General features: G+C 65.7%; 11 protein-coding genes. 7 read left to right on the forward strand and 4 right to left on the reverse strand.

Annotation, left to right across the window (positions count from 1 at the left end; genetic code table 11):
* The first annotated feature begins 7 nt into the window (after nt 1–7).
* Nucleotides 8–664 (forward strand): DUF3540 domain-containing protein, encoded by a 657-nt coding sequence (locus tag DB30_RS09970; protein WP_165703686.1) that lies wholly within the window; start codon nt 8–10, stop codon nt 662–664.
* A 17-nt stretch (nt 665–681) separates the two neighbouring features.
* Complete coding sequence (locus DB30_RS09975) at nt 682–1,074, forward strand: DUF4150 domain-containing protein (protein WP_052548148.1); 393 nt, start codon at nt 682–684, stop codon at nt 1,072–1,074.
* Nucleotides 1,075–1,093: 19 nt separating this feature from the next.
* Here the strand turns inward: DB30_RS09975 and DB30_RS09980 are convergent, their stop codons facing one another.
* Genes DB30_RS09980 through DB30_RS09995 form a run of 4 tightly spaced genes read right to left on the reverse strand, consistent with a single transcriptional unit; the run spans nt 1,094 to nt 8,125 of the window.
* Nucleotides 1,094–2,671 carry a sigma-54-dependent transcriptional regulator gene (locus DB30_RS09980; protein ID WP_052548149.1) on the reverse strand — a complete coding sequence of 526 codons (1,578 nt, stop codon included), beginning with the start codon at nt 2,669–2,671 and terminating at the stop codon, nt 1,094–1,096.
* Nucleotides 2,668–4,170: a phospholipase D-like domain-containing protein gene (locus DB30_RS09985; RefSeq protein WP_052548150.1), complete on the reverse strand. Its 1,503-nt coding sequence runs from the start codon at nt 4,168–4,170 to the stop codon at nt 2,668–2,670. The genes DB30_RS09980 and DB30_RS09985 overlap by 4 nt, the downstream gene beginning before the upstream one ends.
* 2 nt (nt 4,171–4,172) lie before the next feature.
* A complete protein-coding gene (locus tag DB30_RS09990) occupies nt 4,173–5,324 on the reverse strand; it encodes a hypothetical protein (RefSeq protein WP_052548151.1) in 1,152 nt (383 codons plus the stop codon).
* A gap of 26 nt (nt 5,325–5,350) precedes the next feature.
* The gene (locus tag DB30_RS09995) at nt 5,351–8,125 is read right to left on the reverse strand and encodes an AAA domain-containing protein (protein ID WP_052548152.1); all 2,775 of its coding nucleotides are present in this window, start codon (nt 8,123–8,125) and stop codon (nt 5,351–5,353) included.
* 302 nt (nt 8,126–8,427) lie between these two features.
* Between DB30_RS09995 and DB30_RS10000 the strand changes: the two genes are divergently transcribed.
* From DB30_RS10000 to pglZ, 5 genes are read left to right on the forward strand one after another with little or no spacing between them, the layout of a single operon-like run.
* Entirely contained in the window at nt 8,428–9,135 is a 708-nt protein-coding gene (locus DB30_RS10000) for a hypothetical protein (RefSeq protein ID WP_052548153.1), read from the forward strand.
* Entirely contained in the window at nt 9,132–13,535 is a 4,404-nt protein-coding gene (gene pglW / locus DB30_RS10005; RefSeq protein ID WP_052548154.1) for a BREX system serine/threonine kinase PglW, read from the forward strand. Before DB30_RS10000 ends, pglW begins: the two co-directional genes overlap by 4 nt.
* A gap of 18 nt (nt 13,536–13,553) precedes the next feature.
* Nucleotides 13,554–17,126: a BREX-2 system adenine-specific DNA-methyltransferase PglX gene (gene pglX / locus DB30_RS10010; RefSeq protein ID WP_052548155.1), complete on the forward strand. Its 3,573-nt coding sequence runs from the start codon at nt 13,554–13,556 to the stop codon at nt 17,124–17,126.
* Between the two features lie 2 nt (nt 17,127–17,128).
* Nucleotides 17,129–20,827, forward strand: a complete 3,699-nt coding sequence (locus tag DB30_RS10015) for a BREX-2 system ATPase PglY family protein (RefSeq protein WP_052548156.1) — start codon at nt 17,129–17,131, stop codon at nt 20,825–20,827.
* Nucleotides 20,824–23,667 carry a BREX-2 system phosphatase PglZ gene (gene pglZ / locus DB30_RS10020; RefSeq protein WP_052548157.1) on the forward strand — a complete coding sequence of 948 codons (2,844 nt, stop codon included), beginning with the start codon at nt 20,824–20,826 and terminating at the stop codon, nt 23,665–23,667. The genes DB30_RS10015 and pglZ overlap by 4 nt, the downstream gene beginning before the upstream one ends.
* Nucleotides 23,668–23,674 lie beyond the last annotated feature (7 nt).

Genomic DNA, 23,674 nt, shown 5'->3' on the forward strand with positions numbered 1-23,674 from the left:
CATGCCCATGCACGCCCACGACCTCTCTCGCCAACCCCAGACCCCGACCGCGGAACTCGTCGACGGGCCCGCGACGGTCATCTCCCGGGCTGGTGCCCACCTGCAGCTCGCGCGCGACGACCAAGAGTTCGTGGCCCTGCGCGCGTCGAGCTGCCTGCTCGAGCCAGCGCCAGGCGATCGCGTGTGGTGCGTCGGACTCGGAGCCGAGCGCTACGTCATCGCCGTCCTCGTCCGGGCCGTGGACGAGGGTACCACCTTGTCCGTTGACGGTGATCTACACCTCGTCGCTGGCGGCCGCGTGTCTTTGGCCGCCGTCGAGGGGATCGTGCTAGCGACACCAGCCAAGCTCGAGGTCGACGCCGACGAGCTTCGGGTCAAGGCCTCGCGGGCCCGGGTCTTGTTCGAGGATGTCAGCGCCTTCGCTCGCACCCTCGTCGCCTCGTTCATGCACGCGACTCGGCTGGGCACCACGCTCGAGATGTTCGTCGACAACATCACGCAGCGCAGCAAACAGGTCCAACGCTGCGTCGAGGGGGTCGAAATGAGCGAAGCGGGGACCCTGATCCAGCGCACCCACGGGACGGCGCACATCCAGGCCAAACAAGCCCTCATCAACGGAACCCAGCTCACCAAGATCGACGGTCAACAAGTTCAGCTTGGCTGAGAGCCACGGGAGTCACCATGTTCGCAAATTCACAGATGATGGGTGTCGACACGGGCTTCCCCGACGTGTGCCTCACGCCCATGCCCACGCCGGTCCCGGTTCCCTACCCAAACATCGCGGCGGGTCCGATGGGGGTCCCGGCCGTCTACCACGTCCTGTTCATGTGCACACCGGCGCACAATATGGGCACGACCGTCCCGCTGACGAATGGCGACAATGCGGGGGTTGCCACCGGTGTCGCGTCGGCGACGGTCATGGGGCCCTCGCGCCATGTGACAGGCGCATTCACGGTCCTGGTCGGTTGCATGCCCGCGACGCGCCTGACTAGCGTGGCGGTTCAAAACTCGACCAATTGTCCGGGCTGCCGCGTTGTCCCGAGCCAGGTCAAGGTCCTGCTGCTCGCACCGTGACGGCAGGCTGCGCAGAATCTCAGTTATCCGCGAGATCGAGAGCCTTCAACTTGGAGGTGAAGGTACTGCGCTTGAGCCCGAGCGCGCGCGCCGCCTCGGCCTTGTTGTCCCGGCCGTACTCGAGAGCAGCGAGTAGCCAAGGCCGCCCAAAGGCGTCGACCTTCGCCTCGAATTGACCCTCGCTGAGCGGCAACTGGGCACGAATGTGAGCGATGTCGACGCGCTCAGAGGTTCGCAAGTTCGCCGAGCCGATGCCCTCTGACACAGCGTTCACGAGTTCGTCGAGACCAGCCCCGGCTCCCAGCATGGCGAGTAGGTGGTAGCTCGCGCGCTCGAGATCGCGGAAGTTGCCCGGCAAGGGGTGAGTCGAGAGCAGCTTGATGATGCGTTTTTCGTGTTGCAATGCTTGGAGCTGCTGGGGGTCGACGCCGATGCGTGCGGCGATGCGCCCAAGCACCCGCGCCCACGCGACCGGGAGATCTTCCCGACACTCTCGCAGGGGTGGGATCCGCAGCACGAATACAGCAATGCGGTCGAGAAAGTCCGCATCGAGCACCCCGCCACGGAGTTCTGCGAGGGTCCGATTGGTCGCGGAGATCAGCCGAAAGCTCGACCGTTGCAGCTCGCTGTCGCCGAGTCGGTGAAAGCCCCGACCTTCGATCGCGGCGATCAGCATGCGCTGTGTCGCGTCGTCGATGTCGGCGATCTCGTCCAAGAATAGACTGTCGCCGTCAACGATCTTCAGCCATCCGACGCGGTCCTTGTTCGCGCCGGAGAAGGCGCCCTCGACATGGCCGAACAGCTCGGAGCGAGCGAGCGCCGGGTTAGACCGGAATTGACCACACACGACAACCGGCCACTCGACAAGGTCCGGATTGGTGAACGGACTCCGAACGCGCAGCCGTGCCGCGAAGCTGGTCTTACCCGAACCTCGCTCGCCAAGCAGCAGAACTGGCGCCGGAATGGGCGCCCAACGGTCGAGCTTGGCGACCGCGGCGGCCAGCGCTTCGCTCTGGATGAGCGACGGGTCCCACAGCTGGCCATCATCGATGCTATCCGTGCGAGACAGACGCATCGATCGATAGCGCCGTAGCCATGAATTGACGTTGACGTTCGCTATCTGGACTGGAGGGTTGCCTGCCTCGCGCCCGTGTATGTCTGCGGTCTGGATGAGCGTCACAGGCTCGGCAACAAACCCCGTACTGCCGAGCAACAACCAGATCGCGTGCATCGCCGGGGTCCCTGGCGAAAGGTGAATCACCAGCTCCACTCCGGGGTGGTCGTCTCGAGCCTTGGCCAACACGCGCTCCGCAAATTCACGGATCTCCAGGTGCTCGATTGGCGACGCTTTCGTCTTCCAAGTCTGGACGACGAGCTTGGCCGCCTTCGCCAAGGGGTGCTCGCGCAGCTGCTTCTTGGTCTGCTCCAGTGCTGTGGTTTCGCGGTCGTCGCCAGGTCCTTTTCGCCGGCACAAGTAGATGTGTTCGACCCGACCCTTGTAGGGGCTGCTTGGGTCAGCGAGCGCGGTGAGCAAGGGCGCCGCCCCGCCGGAGATGCTCACCCAGCTGATGAGGACGACAGGCGTCGAGGCGCTCATGCCAGGACCACCTTCGCGCCCAGCTCGTTGGCCAAACGTCGGGCGGCCGCGACCGAGCGCTCGTGCTCGATCACGACGAAGCGCTGTCCCCGTAGCTCGTAGGCTTGCGGGTCGTGGGCTGCCGCGACAGGCGACTTGCGCTTGGGGGTTCCGGCCCCGGTAGGCGAGTGCTCGAGCTTCTTTGCCTTATTCGGCAGGCGCGGCGCCAACACGCGCCATTCATAGCGGAACCGAGCCGGCAGCTCGTCTGGTTCCGTCGATGGCGTGAACTTCGGCGGCGGTGTGGCATCGAGGTCGAGCGCGTCGTTGGCGGTGACGTCCGGGAGCCGAACGGTGCGCTCCTCGACGACCTGTCGCTTGCCATCTCGCAGACCCATCGTCGCCAGACAGATCTCGCCGATACACTCCGAACGTTGCGCTTGACTCTCGAAGCGCCACGGGAATTCACCGGTCCATTGCGCCAACCGTTCGGTCAGGGCCTCGCGTTGCGGCGCGACCAGCTCGACGCCGAGCTCGAACCCGTCGTCGAGTCCCTCTTTGGCGATGTTGGCGGTCATGATCATGGCACCATGATCGCAGACGATGGCTTTGGCGTGAAGCTTGTCATGGGCATATACCAGCGCCCCAGCCTGGCGTAGAGCGAGCGCGGCGTCGAGCACCGCTGGACGCGGTCGAGTGAGCACCTTCACCTCGACGCCAGCGCGCGCTCGCTCAATCAGTGCCTGCGTGACAGCGTGGTCGAGTTCGATGCCATAGCTTGCCAAGGTGATCGACCGCTTCGAGCCGCGGATCCACGCCAACAGGCGTTCGGCGATGCTGGTGTGACCGGGGGTCGTGACCCGGACCCGTTCTGAGTGTGGCAGGTCCGGTACTTTGGGCGCCTTGCCGACCCGCGACAGACGGCTTTTTTCGGAGGTCAGCTCGTGCTCCGCGTGACACCAAAACGCCCGGCAAAACCAAGCGGCGACCACCTCTGCCGTGGTTTGATCGAGCTGGATCCCGAGCTCCCGGGCATCGAGCAGCGCCGGGTTTAGGTTTGCTGTGGACAGCCAACCGCGTGCGTTGGATTGATGATCGACGACCAAGAACTTGGCGTGGAACAGACCCGCCGAGCGCAGGCTGACCTTGCCGGCGAGGCGATTGAGCAGTTGTTTGTGCTCTTGGACCATCTGCTTGCTGAAGGCTTCGTCGTCGCGGCTTTGTAGGCGCGCCTCGGAGGCGGTCAGCATGTAGACGCGGACGCCCCGCTTGGATGCGGCGAGCAGCGCCGTGCAGAGGGCCTCGTCGGAGAACAAGAATGATGCGATCAGGACGGTCTCCTGGGCGCCCTCGATCTCCCGCACCAAGGTGTCGCGCAGTCGCCCGAGTGGGCCCGCGCTCAGCAACCCTGCGCCGCTCTCTTCGTGCTGCTCGGGCCATGTCGCGCTGACCCGAATCCAGCTCGGTGGAAGCGGCTTGGAGACGTCAACGATCTTCGTGAAGTGCTTGAAAGTTTCCATGATTAGCTCCAGAGTCCGAGGTCCGACGAGGTGAGGATGTAGCGAGCCGTGGGTTCGTTGGGTTTGCGCTTCGCGTACTCGAGCAGGTCGCTTGGGCTGGCGGACTTGACATCGAACTCCGGGAACCGAGCGAGCACGCGCTCGCCGTTGGCGATGAGCCCCTCGGGGATGCAGTAGTTGTCGATGCCGTCCCATTGCAGCCATACTGCCCACATTTGAGCGTCTTCGAGGCGATGGGCGATCAGTTCGACGTCGTCGACCCGCGTGGCATCGAAGCGGCCAAGCGGACCGAGATCGACAGCCTCGACCTCGACATTGCGCCGCATGGTGCGGCGGTCAGTCTCGCTGGTGCTCTGCCATTCGAGCGGCAAGACCCTGCGCTTGGCCCAAGCTCGCGCGGGTTCGAGCACCTGTACGGGAACGCGACTGCCGACGCTGACCAACCTGGTCCAGAGCATGTCGTAGTCCCAGCCTATCAGCGCGTTGGGTAGGCTCAGCTCATACCGGAAGTTCAGCTTTGCAGGGGCGGTCTTTGGCGGCGCGGCAGGTGGGTCGAGTGTGCCGATGAGTTGCACGACGGGCCCAGCCTCCGAGAACGCCACCTCCAAGCGGGCCTGCGTGGTTCGGGTCCCGATCCCGCGCGGGCTGAGCCGTTGCAACTCGAAGGATGAGCCATTGACGATGGACGACCAGGCATTCTCGCCGGTCGCCTCCAACAACGGGCGCGGGCATTTGTCGGGGTCTTTCGCTCGCTCGCCGTGTTTCTTCTGATTGTAGACCTCGGTTCGGGCCGCGCTGGCGTTGCTATTCCAGCATGGCTCGACGTGAACGATGTTGGCGTCGAGCAGCGGATCGTCCACGTAGTAGACCCGCCACGTCCGATCCTCCGGCAGCCGGATCTGGCCACTGGCTAGCATTTGGTGGCCCCGGAAGGTCAGCTGCGCCGGTGCCTTGTAGCTTCGTCGCTCCAGCAGGCCGATCTTGACGCAACGTTCGATCACGGCCTTGCACAGCGCGGGTTGACTCCCGAACAGTTCCCTGGCGAGCAGATCGCCGGTCAGTCCGGCGGGGGCGTCGGCGGCGAGCCGTGCGATTGCCAGCAGTTCGGGGCGATCGTGGGAACGTGCGATACTACCCTCGAGCTCGAAAGACATGATGGAGACGCTTCGCTGTAAACGGATCATTGGTCTTCTCCCCAGGCGATGTCGCCCATGTAATGCGGTGAGCCGGCGAGGGTTTGCAGCAGCTCGGAGCGGCACGCGGCGAAGTAGCTGCGATCCCCGATGAGCAGAATTTGGTAGCGGGCGCGCGTGAGCGCGACGTTGAGGCGGTTGGGACTGTTTAGAAACCCGACGGAACCGCGCTTGCGCGTTCCACCCCTGACGAAAGACAAGAGCACGAGATCAGCCTCGTGTCCTTGAAAGCGGTCGACGGTGCACAGCGTGACATTGACCGCCGGGTGCGTTGATGGAATCGCAAAGTTGCGGGTGTTTCCGTGTTGTTTGGTGAGCTTCAAGAGGCGCTTGCGCAGCAGCGCCTCCTGGCCGCGGTAGAACGTCAAGATGGCGACGCTCCAGGGCTTGTCCCGGCGGCCGTCATGTTGCGCCCACTTGACGAAATGCTGCAACTCTCGCATCACGATCTTGGCCTCGGCCGAGTTTTCGCTCGCCCGTTCGTTCCGCGGCCGTTGGACGTCGACCCAGAGCGCGCGACGAGCATGCCGCCGGTAGCCCCAGGCACGCTCGATGCTTCGGGCATCACGCAGCAGGGCCGGGCGATCGTCGCTCCCCGTGTAGAACTGCTCGCGTGAGAAGGCCGAGATGTCGGGATGCATTCGATGTTGGTAGCTGAGCGAGACCATGCGCTGGGCCAGCGCAGCAGGCGGAAGTCCATCGTTGATCACGGCCCCCTGTTTCCAACCAGGGAGTCGCTCGAAACCGGTCTGGAGTAGCTCGAGGATCGAAGGGAGCGCAACGCGACGGATCTGGTCGGAGCGTTCGCGGAGCTTCTTGGTGATCCCCGAGTTCAGGGACTTGGGCAGTAGTTCGTCGAGCTGTGCCTGAAGGGTGGCGCGCTCGACCTCGTTGTGTCGAAGCTCGAAGCTTCGAACCAGACGCCAGCCATACTCCGTCGACCAGTCTTTCGCGCTCTCGGGCTCCTCCTCCTTGAAGTGAGCACGGACAGCTCGGTAATCACTGAGCGGCGGCAGGGCCCCTTCGAGCAAGTCCATGTTCTCGGGTAGGCGATGCTCGAAGGCCGCCAGCGTATCCGGGCGGCCGAACACGAGGTTGGGGGCGATCAGCTCGGGGATAACGCCGGGGACCCCCGCGACCGATTGGACTTCGCAGTTGTCGAGGTCGGCACAGGGAGTCGCGCGAGCATTGGCTTCGATTCGAAGCGCCTCCGCGTCGTCGCTGTCACAGGCGATCAGGCTGCGGACCATCTTGCCGCCAGAGCCGGGTGTGGCTTGAAACGCGCGGACCGCTGCGTAGGCCGCTGCCTCGGCGCCCAGGTCGAGCACCCAGTGTCGCAGGTTCCGGCCGATGTCCTCGCCCTCCACGTAGGGGGACAGCTGCTTGATGTCGCCAACGACGATCCACTTGGCCGCGTAGATCGCAGGGACCATGAACTCGGTCAGGGTGGTCTTGCTGGCTTCGTCCACGATCAACACGTCGAACAACACGCGCGGCCCTGGCTCGCGCCGCTCCCTGATTTCGGGGTGCTTCAACACGCCGATCGGGGTTCCGCAGACCAAGTTGACGCTCTCGCCAACGAGTTGGCGGATCGGGGACGCCGCCCGGGACCGGTCGTGCGACGCTTCCTCTTGCAAGAGCGTTTGTCGCAGCATTGCCCGCGCTTGCGAGCCGAGCTCCGTTCCGCCCTTGGACTCGGTGAAATCGACGATGTTGTCACAGACTGTCCGCTGCAGCCGGTCGTACAAGAACGGTTCAATCTCGGTGCTGCTGACCCGCTCGCTGGTCCCGATCCGGACGGGGAGCACCACTTGTTCGTCTGGCGGCAGCCGCTCTTGCCAGCTGATGAGGCGCTCGAGCACGTTGTCGACCGCGACGTTGGTCGAGGCGACCAGCAGCGTGCGCAGCCCGCGACGCGCGAGCTGGACGATGAGCTCGCAAATGGCGGTTGTCTTGCCGGATCCCGGGGGCCCCTCGAGCAGGGCAAAATCCGGTGACGCGAGCGCGACCTCGACGAAGCGCCGCTGCTCCGTCGTACCGTCACGCAGTGGCGCGCCGGGGGACTCCTCTTTGAGGAAGGTCCAAGCCGTCTCGTCGAGCGTGACTTGCTCGAAGCGCGGCCAACTGGGATGCGTCCTCAGCAGGTTGATCAGCGGCTGAAGGCTTGGAACTGGAAAGTTGTCGAGGCTGTGCAGCGCGTATTTCTGACAGCGCAGATTGTGGGTGTTTGGACGGATCCAGAGCAGCCGCCCGTGTGGGTGTGCTTCGGTCGAGCGCAGCTGTTCGCGGCCTGTTTGGGGCGCCACCGCGATCGGTGGATGGTCGACCAGGAGCGCGCAGCCTTCGTTGTCCCAGGCCATTCGGGTGATCTTCCCGGTCGACCGGCCGTCGGGTTGATCGTTGAATTCCTCACTGCGAAGAAATTCTTCGAAGGTCGACTCGGGCTCCTCGGCCCGCCACGGAGGCGGCTCGAGGATGATCCAAGTCCCTCGCGGAATGTCCTTCTCTCGGCGATCTCGCCGGCGCTCAGCCGCACGGGCGCCCTCGTTCGAGCGCTCGATCCGGGCTCGCATTCGCGCATTGAAGGTCGCGGCCTCGTCCCGGGTTGGATCGCGCCAGGCAAGCACGGGTCGGTGCCGTTCAGCGGCCTCGAGGGCGGTACGAAGGAACTGATCGTAGGGCCGCAGTTGAGCGCCCACTTGTTTGAGCGTCGCGTCCCATCGTCCACCTTCGGCGAGGGCCATGTAGTAGAGCGTTGACATCAGTAGCTGTCCTCGTTGTGCATGTGGGCGGGAAGAGCAGTTCTCGTGCCCACCCTTCAAGTCCGCGAGATTGTTGAAACGGCTCACCGCGGACGCGAAAAGGTCGCCGAAAAGTCGTCGATCTTCGCCGAAACTTCGGCGGACCAAATCGGGACACTTCTCCTCACACCCTCGAGCCCTGGTACCGACCGCGCTGCGCGAACCGCGTGCGACTGCGGCGCGCTTGGCTGCCGCACATCGTCGAGCATCGCTGTCTGGATCTGGCCCCACAGCTTGTCTCCAGCTGGTAGCCTGCGCTGCCCATGAGCCTCGAGATCACCCCCGCCGATCGGGCCACGTTCTACGCGGCCGCCCTGCGCTTGTTGAGGTTCGTCGAGGGCCGGGCACCAACCCAGCGGCGCTTCGGCCCCGACGCCGACGCGCTGTGGAAGGGCTTCGCGGGCGGGCTCGAGACCCGGGACCGTGTGGACATCCTGCTGCGGGATGCCGACGTCGCGTGGCCCGGCGCGTTTGGGGCTCGGGCCACCTTCGACCTGCGCTCGGTCGCCGAGGACGACGCGTTTGGATCTGCGTGGGTGTCTCTCGAACCGATGGAGGGCGAGAAGGTCTGGCGCAGCGTGGTTCGCGAGCCCGCGCCAACGGACGTCAACCAGACCCTCACGGCGATCGCGGCCAGCTGGGGCCTGAAGCTCGGCGCCCACGAGCTCGCCAAACCAAGCCCCGGAACGAAGCTCATCATCGGTGGTGCCAGCGCGATCGCGGCCGCGCTGCGAGCGTTCGCGGACGACGACACGCTGTCGTGGCCCACGCAAGTGATCGTGGTGGCCGATCACCCGGGCGAGCGGCAGCTCGCTTGCGCAGCGGCGGCCGTGGTCAACACCGACACTGCGTCGCGCCTGCGCACCAGCGGCGACCACGATCGCACTAACCTGGCCGGCTACCAGCCCCTGGTCTCGAGCGACGCCTCCCCCGAAGTCCGGGCCACCATCGAAGCCCTCACCGCGAAATGACCATCGTCAACGATCGCTTCGTGCTCCTGGGTACGACCGAGCACCCCCACGAGAAGGAGGCTCTGGAGTTCGTCCGGGACAACTTCCCAGACCATGACCCCTACCACGCGCGTGGCTTGGTCGAGCTGCTCGAGGCCGGCAGCGGCCGCCTGTACGAGATCGATCTGCTCGTCATCGGCCGGCACGCGGTCTACATGGTCGAGATCAAGAGTCATCCCGGCCGCATGGAAGGCGACGCTCACGCCTGGCGCTGGACGCCCCCCAACGGCGGGCGGCCGCGCGAGTTCGACAACCCGTACTCGCTCGCCAACAAGAAGGCGAAGGTGCTCAAGAGCTTGCTCGAGCGCAACATGCCGCGGGACAGGCAGGTCCCGTGGGTCCAGCCGCTGATCTTCATGAGCGCGGCCAACTTCGAGAACCGGCTTGGCCAAGAGGGCCGGGTCGCGGTGGTCACCCGCGAGACCGTGATCTCGGCGATCAAGAACGGTGAATTTCCGGGTGCGAGCGCGAATCTCAGGGGCCGCATACTCAACAGCCCGACCGCGCGAGCCGTCAAGCAGGCGCTCGATCGCATCGGCCTGCGTCCGCGCAAGGATCTCCTGCAAGTCGGCGAGTACGAGCTGGGTCCGGTGATCGCAGACGGCGACGGCTACCAAGATCGCGCAGCGAACCTGGTTGGCTTCAAGCACATCCAGCACCGCGCGCGGGTGTATCTGGTCCCCGATCAAGTCAGCGCGGAGCACAAACAGCAGCTGCGACGCGCGGCCGAGCGCGAGGTCCAGCTGCTGTGGAGCGTCCGCGACAGCCACAACGTCCTCAAGAGCAACTACTACGCGGCCAACGGGCCGCTCGGGCCCACGCTGATCTTCGACGACTTCGACGGCTCACTGCGGCTCGACCAGTTCCTGGCCGCCCACCCCGACCTGCCATTTGACGACCGGCTCGAGATCATCCGCGAAGTTGGGCATGCGCTCGAGGGTTGCCATCGGCGCAGCGTGTTCCACGGCGGGATCAGCCCCGAGGCGGTGCTAGTCCGGCGGTTCGAGGGCGCGCTGCAAGTTCGCCTGTTCAACTTTCAGCTGGGCCGCAGCAACGACGCATCGGCAACGTCGCACCGCAGCTTGTTGGCGTCGAGAACGACGGGGGCGTACCAGGCGCCCGAGCTGGCCAGCGATCCAGACGCGGCGTCTGCGGTCACGGACACCTTCAGCCTGGGTGCGCTGGCCTACTTCGTGTTCACCACGCACGCGCCAGCCGAGACCAGCGCCGAGCTGCTGCAGAAGCTCAGCCGGGATGGTTGCCTGGATCCCAGCGCGGTCGTCGACGACTTGCCCGAGCCGGTCATCGACCTCATCCAGCAAGCCACGACGCTCGCGGCGGACGAGCGCCAGGACAACTGCGCCGAGCTTGTCGAGCTCTTGGTGATCGAGCTGCGCGACGAAACCGCGGTCGCAGAGAGCACGGCGAAGGTGCTCGAAGCCGAGAAAGGGGACATCCTGGAGGAGCGATTCGAGGTCCGTACCGTGCTCGGTCACGGCGCCAGCGCCCGCGTCCTCGAGGTGAGCGAAGGCGGGTCCAAAGAGACCAACGACCGATTCGCGCTCAAAATCGCCCGGGGGCCCGCGCACGACGACCGGCTGCGCACGGAGGGCGAGCAGCTGCGAGACCTGCGGCATCCAAGGATCGTCCAGTGTCACGAGATCCTGGTGATCCAGGAGCGGACCTGCCTGCTGCTCTCGCTGGCGGGGACCCGCTCCCTCCAACAGCTGTTGGCTGATCAGGGCAGCCTCGACCTCGAGTTTGCCGGCCGCTACGGCGAGGACCTGCTCGACGCACTCAAAGAGCTCGAAGACCGGGGCATCCTCCACCGCGACATCAAGCCGGCCAACTTGGGCGTCGGCTCGCGCGACCGCCTGGCCAAGCACCTCACGCTGTTCGACTTCTCCCTGCTCGCGGCGCCGATCGGGGATCTCGAGGTCGGAACCACGGCCTACCGAGACCCGTTCTTGCCGCTGCGCAACGCCTGGGATTTCGCGGCAGATCGCTGGAGCGCGGCCGTGACGATGCACGAGATGCTCACGGGCCTGCGGCCGCAGTACGGCAAGACTGGGCAGTCCCCGCTCGAGCCCAGGGCAGCCCTGCGGCTCGAGAGCGAGCGCTTCGACGCGGCCCTCCGCGACCGGCTGATCAGCTTCTTCAATCGGGCCCTGGCCCGCGATCCAGCAGAGCGGTTCCAGTCGGCCAACTTGATGCGTCGGGCCTGGTCGGCGCTGTTCGAGGCGCCCAGCGTGGTCACCAAAGGCCCAGCCGCGCCGCGCGTGATGGGCACCCAGGTCGAGCTGGGCACGGTGACGGAGGAGCAGCTCGCCCAGATCCAGCCCGATACGCCACTGCGTGCACTGCCCCTGTCGGCCCGGGCCCAAAACGCCCTCGATCGGGCCGGGCTGCTCCGGGCCGAGGACTTGCTCGCGCTCGCCGACAATCGGCTCTCGGCGATCCGTGGGATCGGTCGCAAGGTCGCCAAAGAGATCCTGGATCTGCGCAACCGCTGGCGAGACAAGCTCGACCAGCAAGCCTCGAGTGGCGCAGCCGAGCCGTTCTTTCCGGACTATCGGGGTGACGAGCTGCTGGTCGATGGGATCGGGCTGTCGCAGGAAGCCGCGTTGGCGCTGGCGGATGCGGGGCTGCACACGGTCTCGGCCCTGTGCCGGGCGCCCAAGTCCCAAGTGGAGGCGGTGCTCGAGCGCACCAGCTGGTCGGCGGCGTCGGTCCACGAGATCGTTGTGGGTCTGAGCGCGGGGGCGGCCCAGAGCGACGGGCCAACCAGCTTGGGCGACTGGCTGGATGTCCTGTTTCCGGCGCCCTCGCGCAAGAGCGCGGACCACCAGCGGATCCAGCAGCTTCACGGTCTGCGTGAGCCGTTCGTGGGCCGGACCGAGCTGACCTTGCAAGAGGTCAGCGACCACTGCGGGATCAGCCGTCAGCGGCTGCAACAACAGGTGGCCAAGGACGTCGCGCGCTGGCAGGGCCAGCCGTGGCGCGACCGCTTGCGTGGGCTGTGCGTCGAGCTGGTCGAGGATCTCGGCGGCGCCGCGCCGATCGAGTTCGCTGCCCAGCGCCTGGCCACCAAGGTCCCCGACGATCTGGCGTCGCCGCCCAAGCTAAGGCTCGCGCAGTACGCCAGCTTGCTGCGGGCCGCCGCCGAGCTTGGTGCTGGGCCCGAAGCCGGGCAGCTGTCGCTGCGCCGTCGGTCGCGTCGCCGCTTGGACGGCAAGGGCTGGCAGATGTGGCTGCTGACCGGCGACGAGCCGCTGTGGGCCGCGGTCAAGCAGCTTGGCGATCGGGCCGACGAGCTCGCCCAGCGCCAGCCCTTGGCCTCGTCGGGGGAGACCGTGCGCCTGTTGGCGGCGATCGTCGCCGACACCTCGCTCGCGGTCGAGCGCATTGGCCCGGACCGGCTGTTGTCGTTCGCCGCCCAGGCCAGCCACGAGGCCGCGCGCTCGAGCCGGCTCGAGCTCTACCCGATCGGGATGGACGCCCAGCGGGCCCTGGAACTCAGCGCGCAGGCGCTCAGCGCCAAGTCGCTCAGCGGCGAGGACATCCGCAGTCGGGTCCGCGCGCGCTACCCCGAAGCGGCGCCCTTGCCCGCGCGCCCCGAGCTCGACGCGCTGGTCGCCACGCTCGCCCTACAGTGGGTGCCACCCAACGAAGTGCACCCGGCGGGCACCTACATCCGGCCCGAGACCGCGGGCCAGAGCTCACACCACACCTCCGTCAACCCGGTCAACCGCCGAAGCACGGCCATGCCACAGGCCCGGTCCAGCTCCGAGGGGTCGATGACGGCGCGCGACTTCGAGGACGCTCTGATCGCGGTGATTCAGGAGCGCAAGCTTCGGGTGCTCGCGGTCAATGCCGCGCACATGACCGACGCGATCGCCGAACTCGAGCAGGTGCTGGACACCCAGGCCGTCGAGATCGATCGCCGGCTGATCCAGTACATGGAGGAGGCGTTGCTGGCGAAGGGGGGCAAGCCCGACGTGTTGTGGACCGCCGACGCCGCGGGCCCCGAACACAAGCTCTGGGGCCGCTTGGTCAGCGTGGCCCGCGACGCTGCCACGCGCCTCGCCAACGAACTGCTGCCGCCTGCGCACAACCTTCTGCTCGTTCAAGCTGGCTTGCTGGCCCGCTACGAGCTCCATACCTTCATCCAGCGCCTGCTCGACGCCAATCAGTCGGACGAGAGCCACGCGATCGTGCTGCTCAACCCGGCTCACTCTGGCGACCGACAGGACGTGCTCAACAACCGCCTGCCGATCAGCGGGCTGTTGCCGGGCCAAGCAAGCTGGATCCCCGTCGAGTGGCTGGAAAACCAGCACCGCGGGGCCGCCACCTCCCACTGAGAATCCGCACTCGAATCCATGGCTCGTTCACGCAAGACCAAAACTTCGGAGCTGGTCGCCCAGACCACACGCAACGCCCCCCTGGACAGCGCCGTGCTGCTCGCCCACGCGACCCCGGTGCTGGCGATGCTGACCGCGGATCTGCTGAAGCGCGCCGATGGGTCGCCCGCGGTGACGCGCGCGCTGAAGGAGCGCCACGCCAGCGAGAAGTCCAACAACCTCACGGCGGATACCTACGCGGTGTGGCGGCGGCAGATCGTGGTTCAGATCGCCGCGAGCTGGCTGTTGTCGTGCGTGTTCGTGCGGACCCTGGAGGACCGGGGCCTGCTCGAGAGCAACCGGATCGCTGGCGAGGGGGCGCTGGGGGCTCAGCATAGCTTCTTTCAGATTGCGCCGTATTTGACGGAGCGCGACTATTTGCTGACGGTGTTTCGCGAGCTCGAGCACTATCCGGCCGCGAGGTCGCTGTTCGACCGGGAGCACAACCTGGCGTGGCGGCTGACCCCGTCCGCGAATGCGGCGAAGCAGCTGTTGGAGCTGTTTCGGACGCCGACGGCCGACGCGCCAGCGTTTCGGTTTGGGCAGGCGGATACCCGGTTTCTTGGTGATCTGTACCAGGATCTGAGCGAGGAGGTGCGCAAGCGTTACGCGCTGCTGCAGACGCCGGACTTCATCGAGGCGTTCATCTTGGATCGGACGCTGGATCCGGCGATCGAGGAATTTGGGCTGGAGGAAACGGATCTGATCGACCCGACTTGTGGGAGCGGGCACTTTTTGTTGGGGGCGTTTGCTCGGTTTCACGATCGGTGGTTGGCGCGCGGGGTGTCGACGGAGGAGGCGGTCGAGAAGTCGCTGGGTGCCGTGTATGGGGTTGATGTGAATCCTTATGCGGTGAGTATTGCTCGGTTTCGGTTGACGCTGGCGGCGCTCGAGAAGCTGGGGGCTAGGTCGCTTCGTGGGGCGCCGGGGCTGGATATCAACGTGGCTGTCGCGGACTCCTTGATCGATGGTGAGTTCGCACAGCTTCCCGGGGTGGACGCGGCTCAGTGGGGCGATGCGTTCAACTTTGTCGACGAGCGGGCGGCAAAACGAATCCTGCGAAAGAGCTATGCGGCTGTGGTGGGGAACCCGCCGTACATCGCGGTGAAGGACAAGGCCCGGAGGGAGCGGTATCGAGAGAGGTACGAAGCAGCCGCGGGCAAATACTCGCTTGCGGCGCCGTTCATGGAGCGCTTCTTTCAGCTCGCGCGATCGGGTGGGGGATTTACCGGGCAGATCACGGCTAATTCGTTCACGAAACGCGACTTCGGCACCGGCCTCATACAGGTGGTGCTCCCCAAAGAAGACCTGCAGCTCATCGTGAACACGGCTGGCGCGTACATCCCGGGTCACGGCACGCCGACGGTCTTGGTGTTTGGTCGCCATCAAATGCCTGAATCGCCTCATGTTCATGCGGTGCTCGCTCGGCGGGGGGAGCCGGCAACGCCTGACGATCCAGCGAACGGTTTGGTTTGGTCGAGCATTCGAGAACACTGGCAGGAGGAGGGGTTTGAGAACGAGTACATCACGGTTGAAGTGCTCGATCGCGGCAAGTTGGCGGTTCATCCGTGGTGTCTCGAAGGCGGCGGGGCTGCCGCGGTCAAGGCGTTGCTGGAGGCCAGGGCCGCCCAACAGCTAGGCAACATCGCGGAGAGCATTGGTATTAGCGCATTCACTCTGGAAGACGACGTGTACCTCCGTCCGCTCGGGGTGTGGGACCGACTCGGTGTTGCACCCGACCTGCGTAGGGTGATGGTTGTCGGAGAGGCCGTCAGGGATTGGGGCGTGAGCGACTGCGAATGGGCCTTCTTCCCCTACGATTCGGAACTCGGGCCACTGTGCGCAGACGAACTGATGCGGCCCCTGTGGCCTTACCGTGCCAGTCTGTCGAATAACAAACTATTTGGTCAAAAGACAAAGGTGGAGGGTGGTTTGCATTGGTACGAATATGGTCGACTGACTGTGTCGAAGTTGCGAACACCTCTCGCTATCACTTTTGCCTTCGTCGCCACCCACAACCACTTTGTGCTCGATCGCGGTGGGAAGGTCTTCAACCGATCTGCGCCCATCATCAAACTCCCCGAAACGGCGACCGAGGAAGACCATCTCGCACTCCTCGCCTACCTTAATAGTTCCACCGCCTGTTTCTGGATGAAACAGATGTTCTTTGACAAGGGGAATCGGGGGGAAGGGGGAGGTATAACATCCGAACCCTGGGAGAAATTTTTTGAGTATGATGGAACGAAGCTGGCCAGGCTGCCTGTGCCTGCTCTCGATGGCCAGTCCAAACAAAGGGCGGTGGACCTTGCCCGGCTCTGCATGACCCTCGCAGCGGAGAGGGCGGCAGCCGTGTCGATTGGGTTTGACATCGACGCGAGCGATTCCGTGTCGCGTCGAATCACAGCAGTCAACCTCAACATTGAACGGATCGAGGATCGTCTGCGCAGCGCCCAGGAGGAACTTGACTGGATCTACTACGCCGCGTTTGGTCTGCTAGCGGAGGTGCCCGATGTCCCCGTCGGGCTTGGTCGAGGAGACAGGCCCTCAGACCGCGCGGCGGCCCGATTTTCGATCGACACAGGCCTGGATCACCGGTATTTTCAACTTTGCAATCTACCGTCGGCCAGCGACATTCTCGCTCGCACTGAGACTTCGTACCACTCAGAGGTTCGCGCAGCGGTCGAGGGTTCGCGGCAACTCGCATTGCTCGAGGAAATGCGCCACAAACGCACCTATCGAGAGGGTCTGCGCCCGCCTGATTTCGGTGTGCAGTTCGAGGCGTTCTTGTTGGAGGCGATCGAGAAGGCGATAAAACAGCGATTCGTGGTCTGGGTTCTCGGTCAAGTGGCGCTCCCCACTGAGTGGCGTACCATGTTTGCCGCGATTCATGGGGCAGATGCGCCGCCTGATTTTGTGAGGGACTTGTTGAAAGGGGAGTCGATTCCATTCTTGACGGTATTTTACCTAAAACCCAGCGGTTTGGAGAAACGCAGGGTTTGGGAGTCGGTCTGGGATCTGCAGCGTACCGAGGACAGCGGTGCAAAACTCAAGATCTCCGCCCCTCCCAAATACTCGCGTGGAGACTTTAGCGAGAACAGCTACTCGCTGCGCGGCCCACTCGACGTCCCCAAGGAACGCTTCATCTCCTACCCCGGCTGCGAGTCCGACAAAGACAGCGAGCCCGTCTACGGCTGGGCCGGCTGGGATCACGCCCAGCGGGCGGAAGCCCTCGCCGCCCTCTACGTCGACCGCAAAGACAACGAAGCGTGGACCAAGGAGCGCCTCCAGCCAATGCTGGCCGGCCTGCTCGAGCTGCTCCCGTGGGTGAAACAGTGGCACCCCGAGCCCGATCCAGACACGGGCGAGCCATTCGGCGTGTTCCTCGAGCAGTGGCTCGAGGGCGAGTGCCGGCTGCACGGGTTCACCCACGACGACCTCCGCGACTGGCGTCCACCCACGACGCGCGGCCGCAAGAAGAAGAAGACCGCCAAGAAGAAGACCGCCAAGAAGAAGGCGGCCAAGCAGGCGACCGCCAAGAAAGACCCGAGCTGAACATGACCAAGGTTCGAGACCTCTTCGACATCCCGGAACACGTCAGCAAGTCCGACTTCGTCGTCAAGCTCACCGAGGGGGTGGCGCGGCCGAAGGAGACGATCGGCACCTACGTGATCACCCCACGCCTGGCCGACGCCTTCGACCAGGCGATGGGCTTGGTCAACAAAGCGGTGCGCGACGGCGTGAGCGGGGGGGCCTACCTGCACGGCAGCTTTGGCAGCGGCAAGTCGCACTTCATGGCGATGCTCAGCCTGCTGCTGGACGACGTCGAGCTGGCCTGGGCGCGGCCGGAGTTTCACGACCTGCGCACCAAGTTCGACTGGGTCGGCAAGAAGAAGGTGCTGGATCTCCAGATGCACCTGCTGGGCAAGGACTCGCTCGAGGAGGCGATCTATCCGGCCTATCTGGCCTACCTCGCCGCGCATCACCCCGAAGCACCGATCCCGGGCATCTTCGCCGATCAGGAGCTGTTTGAGAACGCGGTGGAGCTGCTGACGAGCATGGGCGACGAGACCTTCTTCGCCCCGATGAACGAGGGCCTGGCGGGCGGGGAGTCGGAGTCGGACTGGGGCGAGTTTGCCCAGGCGGATCGCTGGAGCCGAGACTCGTTCGACGCGGCCTGTCAGTCCACGGATCCGGAGCTGCGCGCGACGCTGCTCAACGCGCTGCTGTCGACCCACCTCAAGGCGTTTCGCAGCTCGGCCCGAGCCTTCAAGGATCTCGACGAGGGCCTGTGGGCGCTCAGCCACCACGCACGGTCGCTTGGCTACGACGTGGTGGTGCTGTTCCTCGACGAGCTGATCTTGCGCATGAGCATGGGCGCGGCCCAGCCGACCTGGCTCAACAACATGGTCATGTCGATGATCAAGCTGGTCGAGAGCAACCACGCCAATCGAGCGGTGCCGATCGTCAGCTTCATCGCCCGCCAGCGCGCGCTGCAGGAGATGGTGGGCGACCAGCTCGCCGGGCCCGACAGTCACCGGTTGCAGCACGCGCTGAGCCTGGCCCGGGGTCGCTTCGGTCAGGTCGAGCTGCCCAACGAGGAGCTGCCGGCGATCGTCGAGAAGCGGGTGCTCGTCGCCCGGGACGAAGGCGCAAAGGTGGCTGTGGATCGGGCCTTCGAGCAGCTGCAGGACAAGGCGGGCAAGGCCTGGATCACGCTGACGGCCCAGAAGTACGATGCCAAGGCATTCCGGCGCCTGTACCCGTTCAGCCCGACGCTGGTCGAGACCCTGGTCGCGCTGTCGAGCTCGCTGCAGCGCCAGCGGACGTCGATCAAGCTCCTGACCGAGATGCTGGTCGAGCACATCAACGACCTCGAGCTGGGCGAGCTGGTTGGGGTGGGCGATCTGTTCGATCTGCTGGCGACCGGCGACGAGTCGGCCGAGGGGATCATGCGCGAGCGGTTCCGGGCGGCCAAGCACCTGTACAAGCACGCGCTGCTGCCGATGATCCAGGAGGCCCACGGCACCAACACGCCCCAGACCTGCCAGCGCCTCAGCGACAACCACCAGCTGCGGCTTGGCTGCGCCAACTGTCCGGTCCGCGCGTGTCGCAACGACAACCGGATCGTCAAGACGCTGTTGGTTGGCGCGCTGGCGCCCGAGTCCGAGGCGCTCAAGAACCTGACCGTGGGCCGGCTCGTCGAGCTCAACCACGGCCACATCCGTACGCGGATCGCCGGCCAGGAGCGGCAGATCGTCACGCACAAGCTCCGCAAGTGGGCGAGCGAGATGCACCAGATCCAGCTGGGGCGGCAGGACGACCCGACCGTGTCGATCGAGCTGCACGGGGTGGATCTTGGGCCGATCATGGACCAGGCGCGCAGCGTCGACTCTTCGGCCCGGCGCCAGAACGAGATCCGCCGCATGCTGTTCGAGGAGATGGGCGTGGGCAAGGACGTGGAGGTTGGGGTCGACCAGAGCATCGAGTGGCGGGGGTCCAAGCGGGCCGGCCACGTTCGCTTTGGCAACGTGCGGGTGATGCCGACGCAGGTGATGCGCTGCCCGGAAGACCACGACTGGCGGCTGCTCGTGGACTTTCCATTCGACGAGGAAGGCCACGGTCCCCACGAGGACGAGGCGGTGCTCGACGCGTTCCGCGAGGAGCACGGCGGGACCTGGACGCTGGCTTGGCTGCCAAGCTTCTTCTCGAAGTCGGTCAACGATCTGCTTGGCGAGCTGGTGGTGCTCAACCACATCCTCGACACCGGGCTCGCCACCCGCCAGGGCTACGTCAAGCACCTGAGCCCGGATCAGCAGACCATGGCGGTCAACTCGATGCAGAGCCTGCAGAGCCAAAAGCGCCAGCAGGTGTTCGAGGCCATGCGCAAGGCTTATGGCTTGGCCAGCGCGGGGCCCAACGACGAGCAGCTGGATCCCTCGCGCCGGATGGACACCCACCTGCACACGCTGCAGCCCGGGCTCAAGGTTCACCCAACGCTGGCGCCGGATCTGTCGCTGGCGTTGGCCAAGTACATCCCGGCGTTGCTCGAGCACCGCTACCCGCGGCACCCCCACTTCGCCAAGAGGCCGGGGCCCAAGGCGATCGGTCAGGTGCTGGGTCACCTCGACGAGCTGGTCGACCGCGAGGACCATCGCCTGGTCCTGGACAGGCACCAGGTCGAGGAGATGCGCGGGATCCTGGGTGAGCTCGGGTTCGTGCGCGTGACCGAGAACGCGGTCCTGCTGCGCCACGATGGGACGGCGCAGATGATCGAGCAGCGGCGGATGCAAAAGTCGATCGACCACCCCTCGGCCGAGCAGGTCGCGGAGTGGTTCGACCCCGATGGCAAGTGCGGGCTGCTGCCCGAGGCGATGGCGATCGTGGTTCGCGCCTACGCGCGGGTCATGTCGCGGACGCTGGTCGCGGGTGGGGGGGAGTTTGTCTATCAGCCGGGCAAAGCGATCCCCGGCACGGTGATCTTGGAGAAGCCGGATCTGCCAGCGCCGAGCGAGTGGGCCGATGCGCTCAAGCTCGCCGAGTATCTGGGCATCACTTTGCCCAGTAAGGCGCTGCATGGTGACAACTTGCGGCGGCTCGAGCGAGAGCTGGGCTCACGGGTCTCGGAGGTCGCCAAGGCCGTGACCGCGCTGCCGGCCGAGCTTCGTACCTGGTCGGCCGTGATGGGTTTGACAGGGGAGTTACCGCGCGTGATCACGGCCGACAGCGCTGACCAGTTGATCGCGCAGATCCAGCACAAGCCGGCGGTCGAGCAGGTCCGGGCGCTGGCGCGCTTCGAGGCCAAGACCAGTCCGGGTGCGGTGGGTCGCAGCGTGGCGTCGGCGACCCGGAACACGCAGGTCTTGGGATCGCCGCTGACCCTGGGCGTGTTTCGTCAGCTGGGCAGTCTTGGGGATGGCGACGCCGTCCGGCAGATCCTCGAGGAGGCGCGCAAGTGCTTGCGTCAAGACGAGGTCGTGACCTCGTTGGCCGACCGGATCTCCAACCTCGCGCGCGAGGGCCAGAAGCTGATCGAGTCGATGCTCGAGCCTGGACCTGGACCTGGGCCGGTGACGGATCCAGCCGATCCCACGCAGACCGTGGTCGTCCACAAGCAGAAAGTGGCGTCCGGGGACCGAGCGGCGGTGCTGGCAGCGCTCGAGGCGGTGTTGGGCGAGGCCAGGACTGAGCTGAGCGAGGACGGCGATCTGCGCTTGAACGTCGAGCTCACGATCACGCGCAAGGATCGCTCGTGAGCCGAGACCTCGACAAGTCGGAGCTCATCCGTCGACTCGATGAGATCCTGCCTGGCACGGGCAAGAAGCACGACCATCGCCTGGTCGCGCTCCGGGGTTGGTGCGAGGTCGACCAGGTCGCTACCGCCGTGGGTGTGGTTCGCGTGGTCCGTGTTCGCAGCGAACTCGAGCTTCGCCGCTTGCTGCCCGGCATCCATGAGGAGACGGGGTTCATTGCATACATGTTGGAGTGGCCCGCCGCCGAGCTCCCCGTTGACGTCGCGGGCCGGTTTTTTGGCTACGGGCGAGTATTTCGGTTCCAGCGGATCGACCGGATCCGAAATCTGTTTGGCGGCGGTCGCAACTATGTCGACGTGGACTACGACCTCGCCAAGTCGAGGCTGGGTGCGTACTTGGTCGAGCGGTTTCGGCCGGGTGAGCTCGACACGCCTGCGGGGCGCGTGACCCTGGACGGCGCGTTCGCGACCTGGCTGAAACGCCAGTGGGGGCTCGATGCTGGCGAGGCGCTGGGGTTGGACACGCTGCTGGCCTGGGCGGCAACCAACGGGCGCGGACACGAAATGCGCGACGAGCTGGCGAGCGAGTCGGCGGCCCAGGTTCGCGCGGAGCTGGACGCGTTTTTTCGCCGACGGGTAGGGGACGCAGGTCCGCTGGTGTTCGAGACCTGGCTCGAGGGTCGCGGGCGGTTGTTGCTGCAGTTTGCGGCGCTGTTCGAGACGATGGTCGAAGATCCAACCGGTGCGCCGAGTGGTGCGATCCGCACAGCGGCGGGGCATGGGCTGGGGCTGAACGAGGCCAAGCTCGAGGCGCTGATTCAACCACTTGGACGCGGGGCGGAGGCGGCGTTTCGGGCGGTCTCGCCAGCTGGCGAACTCCAGTTTGTTCGCGCCGTGCTCGCCGATGCCGAGAAGCTGATCAGCAGCAGCGAGCACGCCGCGTTGGTTGCGAGTCCGCGGCTTCCCTCGGCGTGGCGAGTGCGGCTCGACCGGCTCGGGGCCGCGTTGGCGGAAGGGGTCGATTCGCCCAGTGTCACGAGCTTTGCAGCGGCCCGGGAGGCGCTGCGAAACCTCGAGAGCCATGTTGCCTACCTGGACGAGGCGAGCGTCCGCACGCTCAAGCGAGCCCAGTTCGCGACACGGCTGCTGGGCTGGTTGGTGGTCCGGCCTGACCGCCAATACCAACCGGGCCATCAGGTCTACGCCGACGCCCAGACCTTGGCCGTTTGGTACGCGCAGGAGGGTGGCTACGTGGACTTGGCCCGACGCCGGGCTCGGGGCGGTGGCGAGTCCGAGTTCGAGTTGGGGATCGCTCGGGTGCTCGCGGCTGTCGACGCCGCGCGTGTCGACCTCGATCGCCGGTTTGCCAAGGGCTATGTCGAGTGGCTTCGCGCCAACCGGCCCAAGAAACCGCTGCTGGCGATCGACCAGGCCGTGGCGACCTTCGCGGCGCCGTACCTCGAGGGCGGTGAGCATCGCCGAATGTTGGTGTTGTTGATGGACGGCATGGCCTGGGCGCAAGCGGTGGAGCTGCTCGAGGACTTGGATCGTGGAAGCTCGCCCTGGTACCCGATCGCGTGGAACACCCAGGCATCCAGCACGGACAACGGGTTCTTCACCCCGGTCTTGGCCCAGCTCCCGAGCATCACCAAGGTCTCGCGCTCGGCGTTCTTTGCTGGGGTTCCGACCAAGTTCGACGCCAAGCTGACCAACATTCAGGACGCCAAGGTCTGGGCGGACCACAAGGCGCTGGCACGCTTCTACACAAATGGCGGTATGCCCAAGCTGCTCGCCAAGAGTGATGCCTTCGACATCGACGGCACGGCCCGCCAACCTGCGCTGACGTTGATCAAGGACACCAACCAGCCCGTGGTTGCGCTGATCCTCAACGCCATCGACGATCATCTGAAGGCGAGCACGCAGGTCGACCAGGACTGGACCGTGGACCGCATCCACGCGCTGCGGGATCTGCTGGATGCCGCCGCCGAGGCAGGGCGTGCGGTGCTGCTCGCGGCCGACCACGGTCACGTTTCGGGCCAGCGGCTCGAGAACGCGGGCCGAGACTCGGACCCCGGCGAGGGCAGCACCCGGTGGCGGGCGTGGATCGAGGGGGATGCCGTGCGCGAGTACGAGGTCTGCATCGAGTCGGGTGGCCACGCTTGGGCGCCCAAAGGTCCCAAGATCAAGGGCGTCATCTTGCTCGCGGATGACACCCGGCAGTACGGCGGCGCGCATCACTACGGTGAACATGGCGGTGCGTCGTTGGCCGAGGTCGTCGCGCCAACCGTCGTGATCGGCGCCGAGGCGATCAAGCCCAAGACGCCTGGCTTCGAAGACGCGGCGCTGGAGGCCCGACGCGCGCTGCCGCCTTCGTGGTGGTTGCTCGACGTCGAGCCTGCGCCCACGATCGTCAAGGAGACGGCGGCCAAGTCGAGCCCGGTCGAGGTTCAGGTCGAGCTGTGGCAGGAGCCCAGCCCCGCACCCGTGACACCAGCAAAGGCGGCCCCCAAACCGGCGATCGCCACGTCGCTGCATGTCTCCGAAGCGACCAAAAAAGTGGTGACCAAGCTGGGCAAGAACGCGCTGTTCAAGGCGCGGGCACCAGACCCAAAGAAGCGGGATGTCATCATCCGGGCGCTCGAGATCCTGCTCGAACGCAAGGGGGGCGTGCCAGCCGCCGTGTTTGGCAAGCACGTGGGTCTGCCCGGCTTCCGCGTGGGTGGGTTCGTCTCGAGCCTCACCGAAGTGCTCAACGTCGACGGCTACGAGGTCGTCGCCTACGACCCCCAGGCCAAGCTCGTGGTGCTCACCCCAGAGCTGCTCGCGCAGGGCTTCGACCTATAGACTCGAG

This window comes from Enhygromyxa salina (assembly GCF_000737335.2).
GTDB lineage: Bacteria > Myxococcota_A > Polyangia > Nannocystales > Nannocystaceae > Plesiocystis > Plesiocystis salina_C.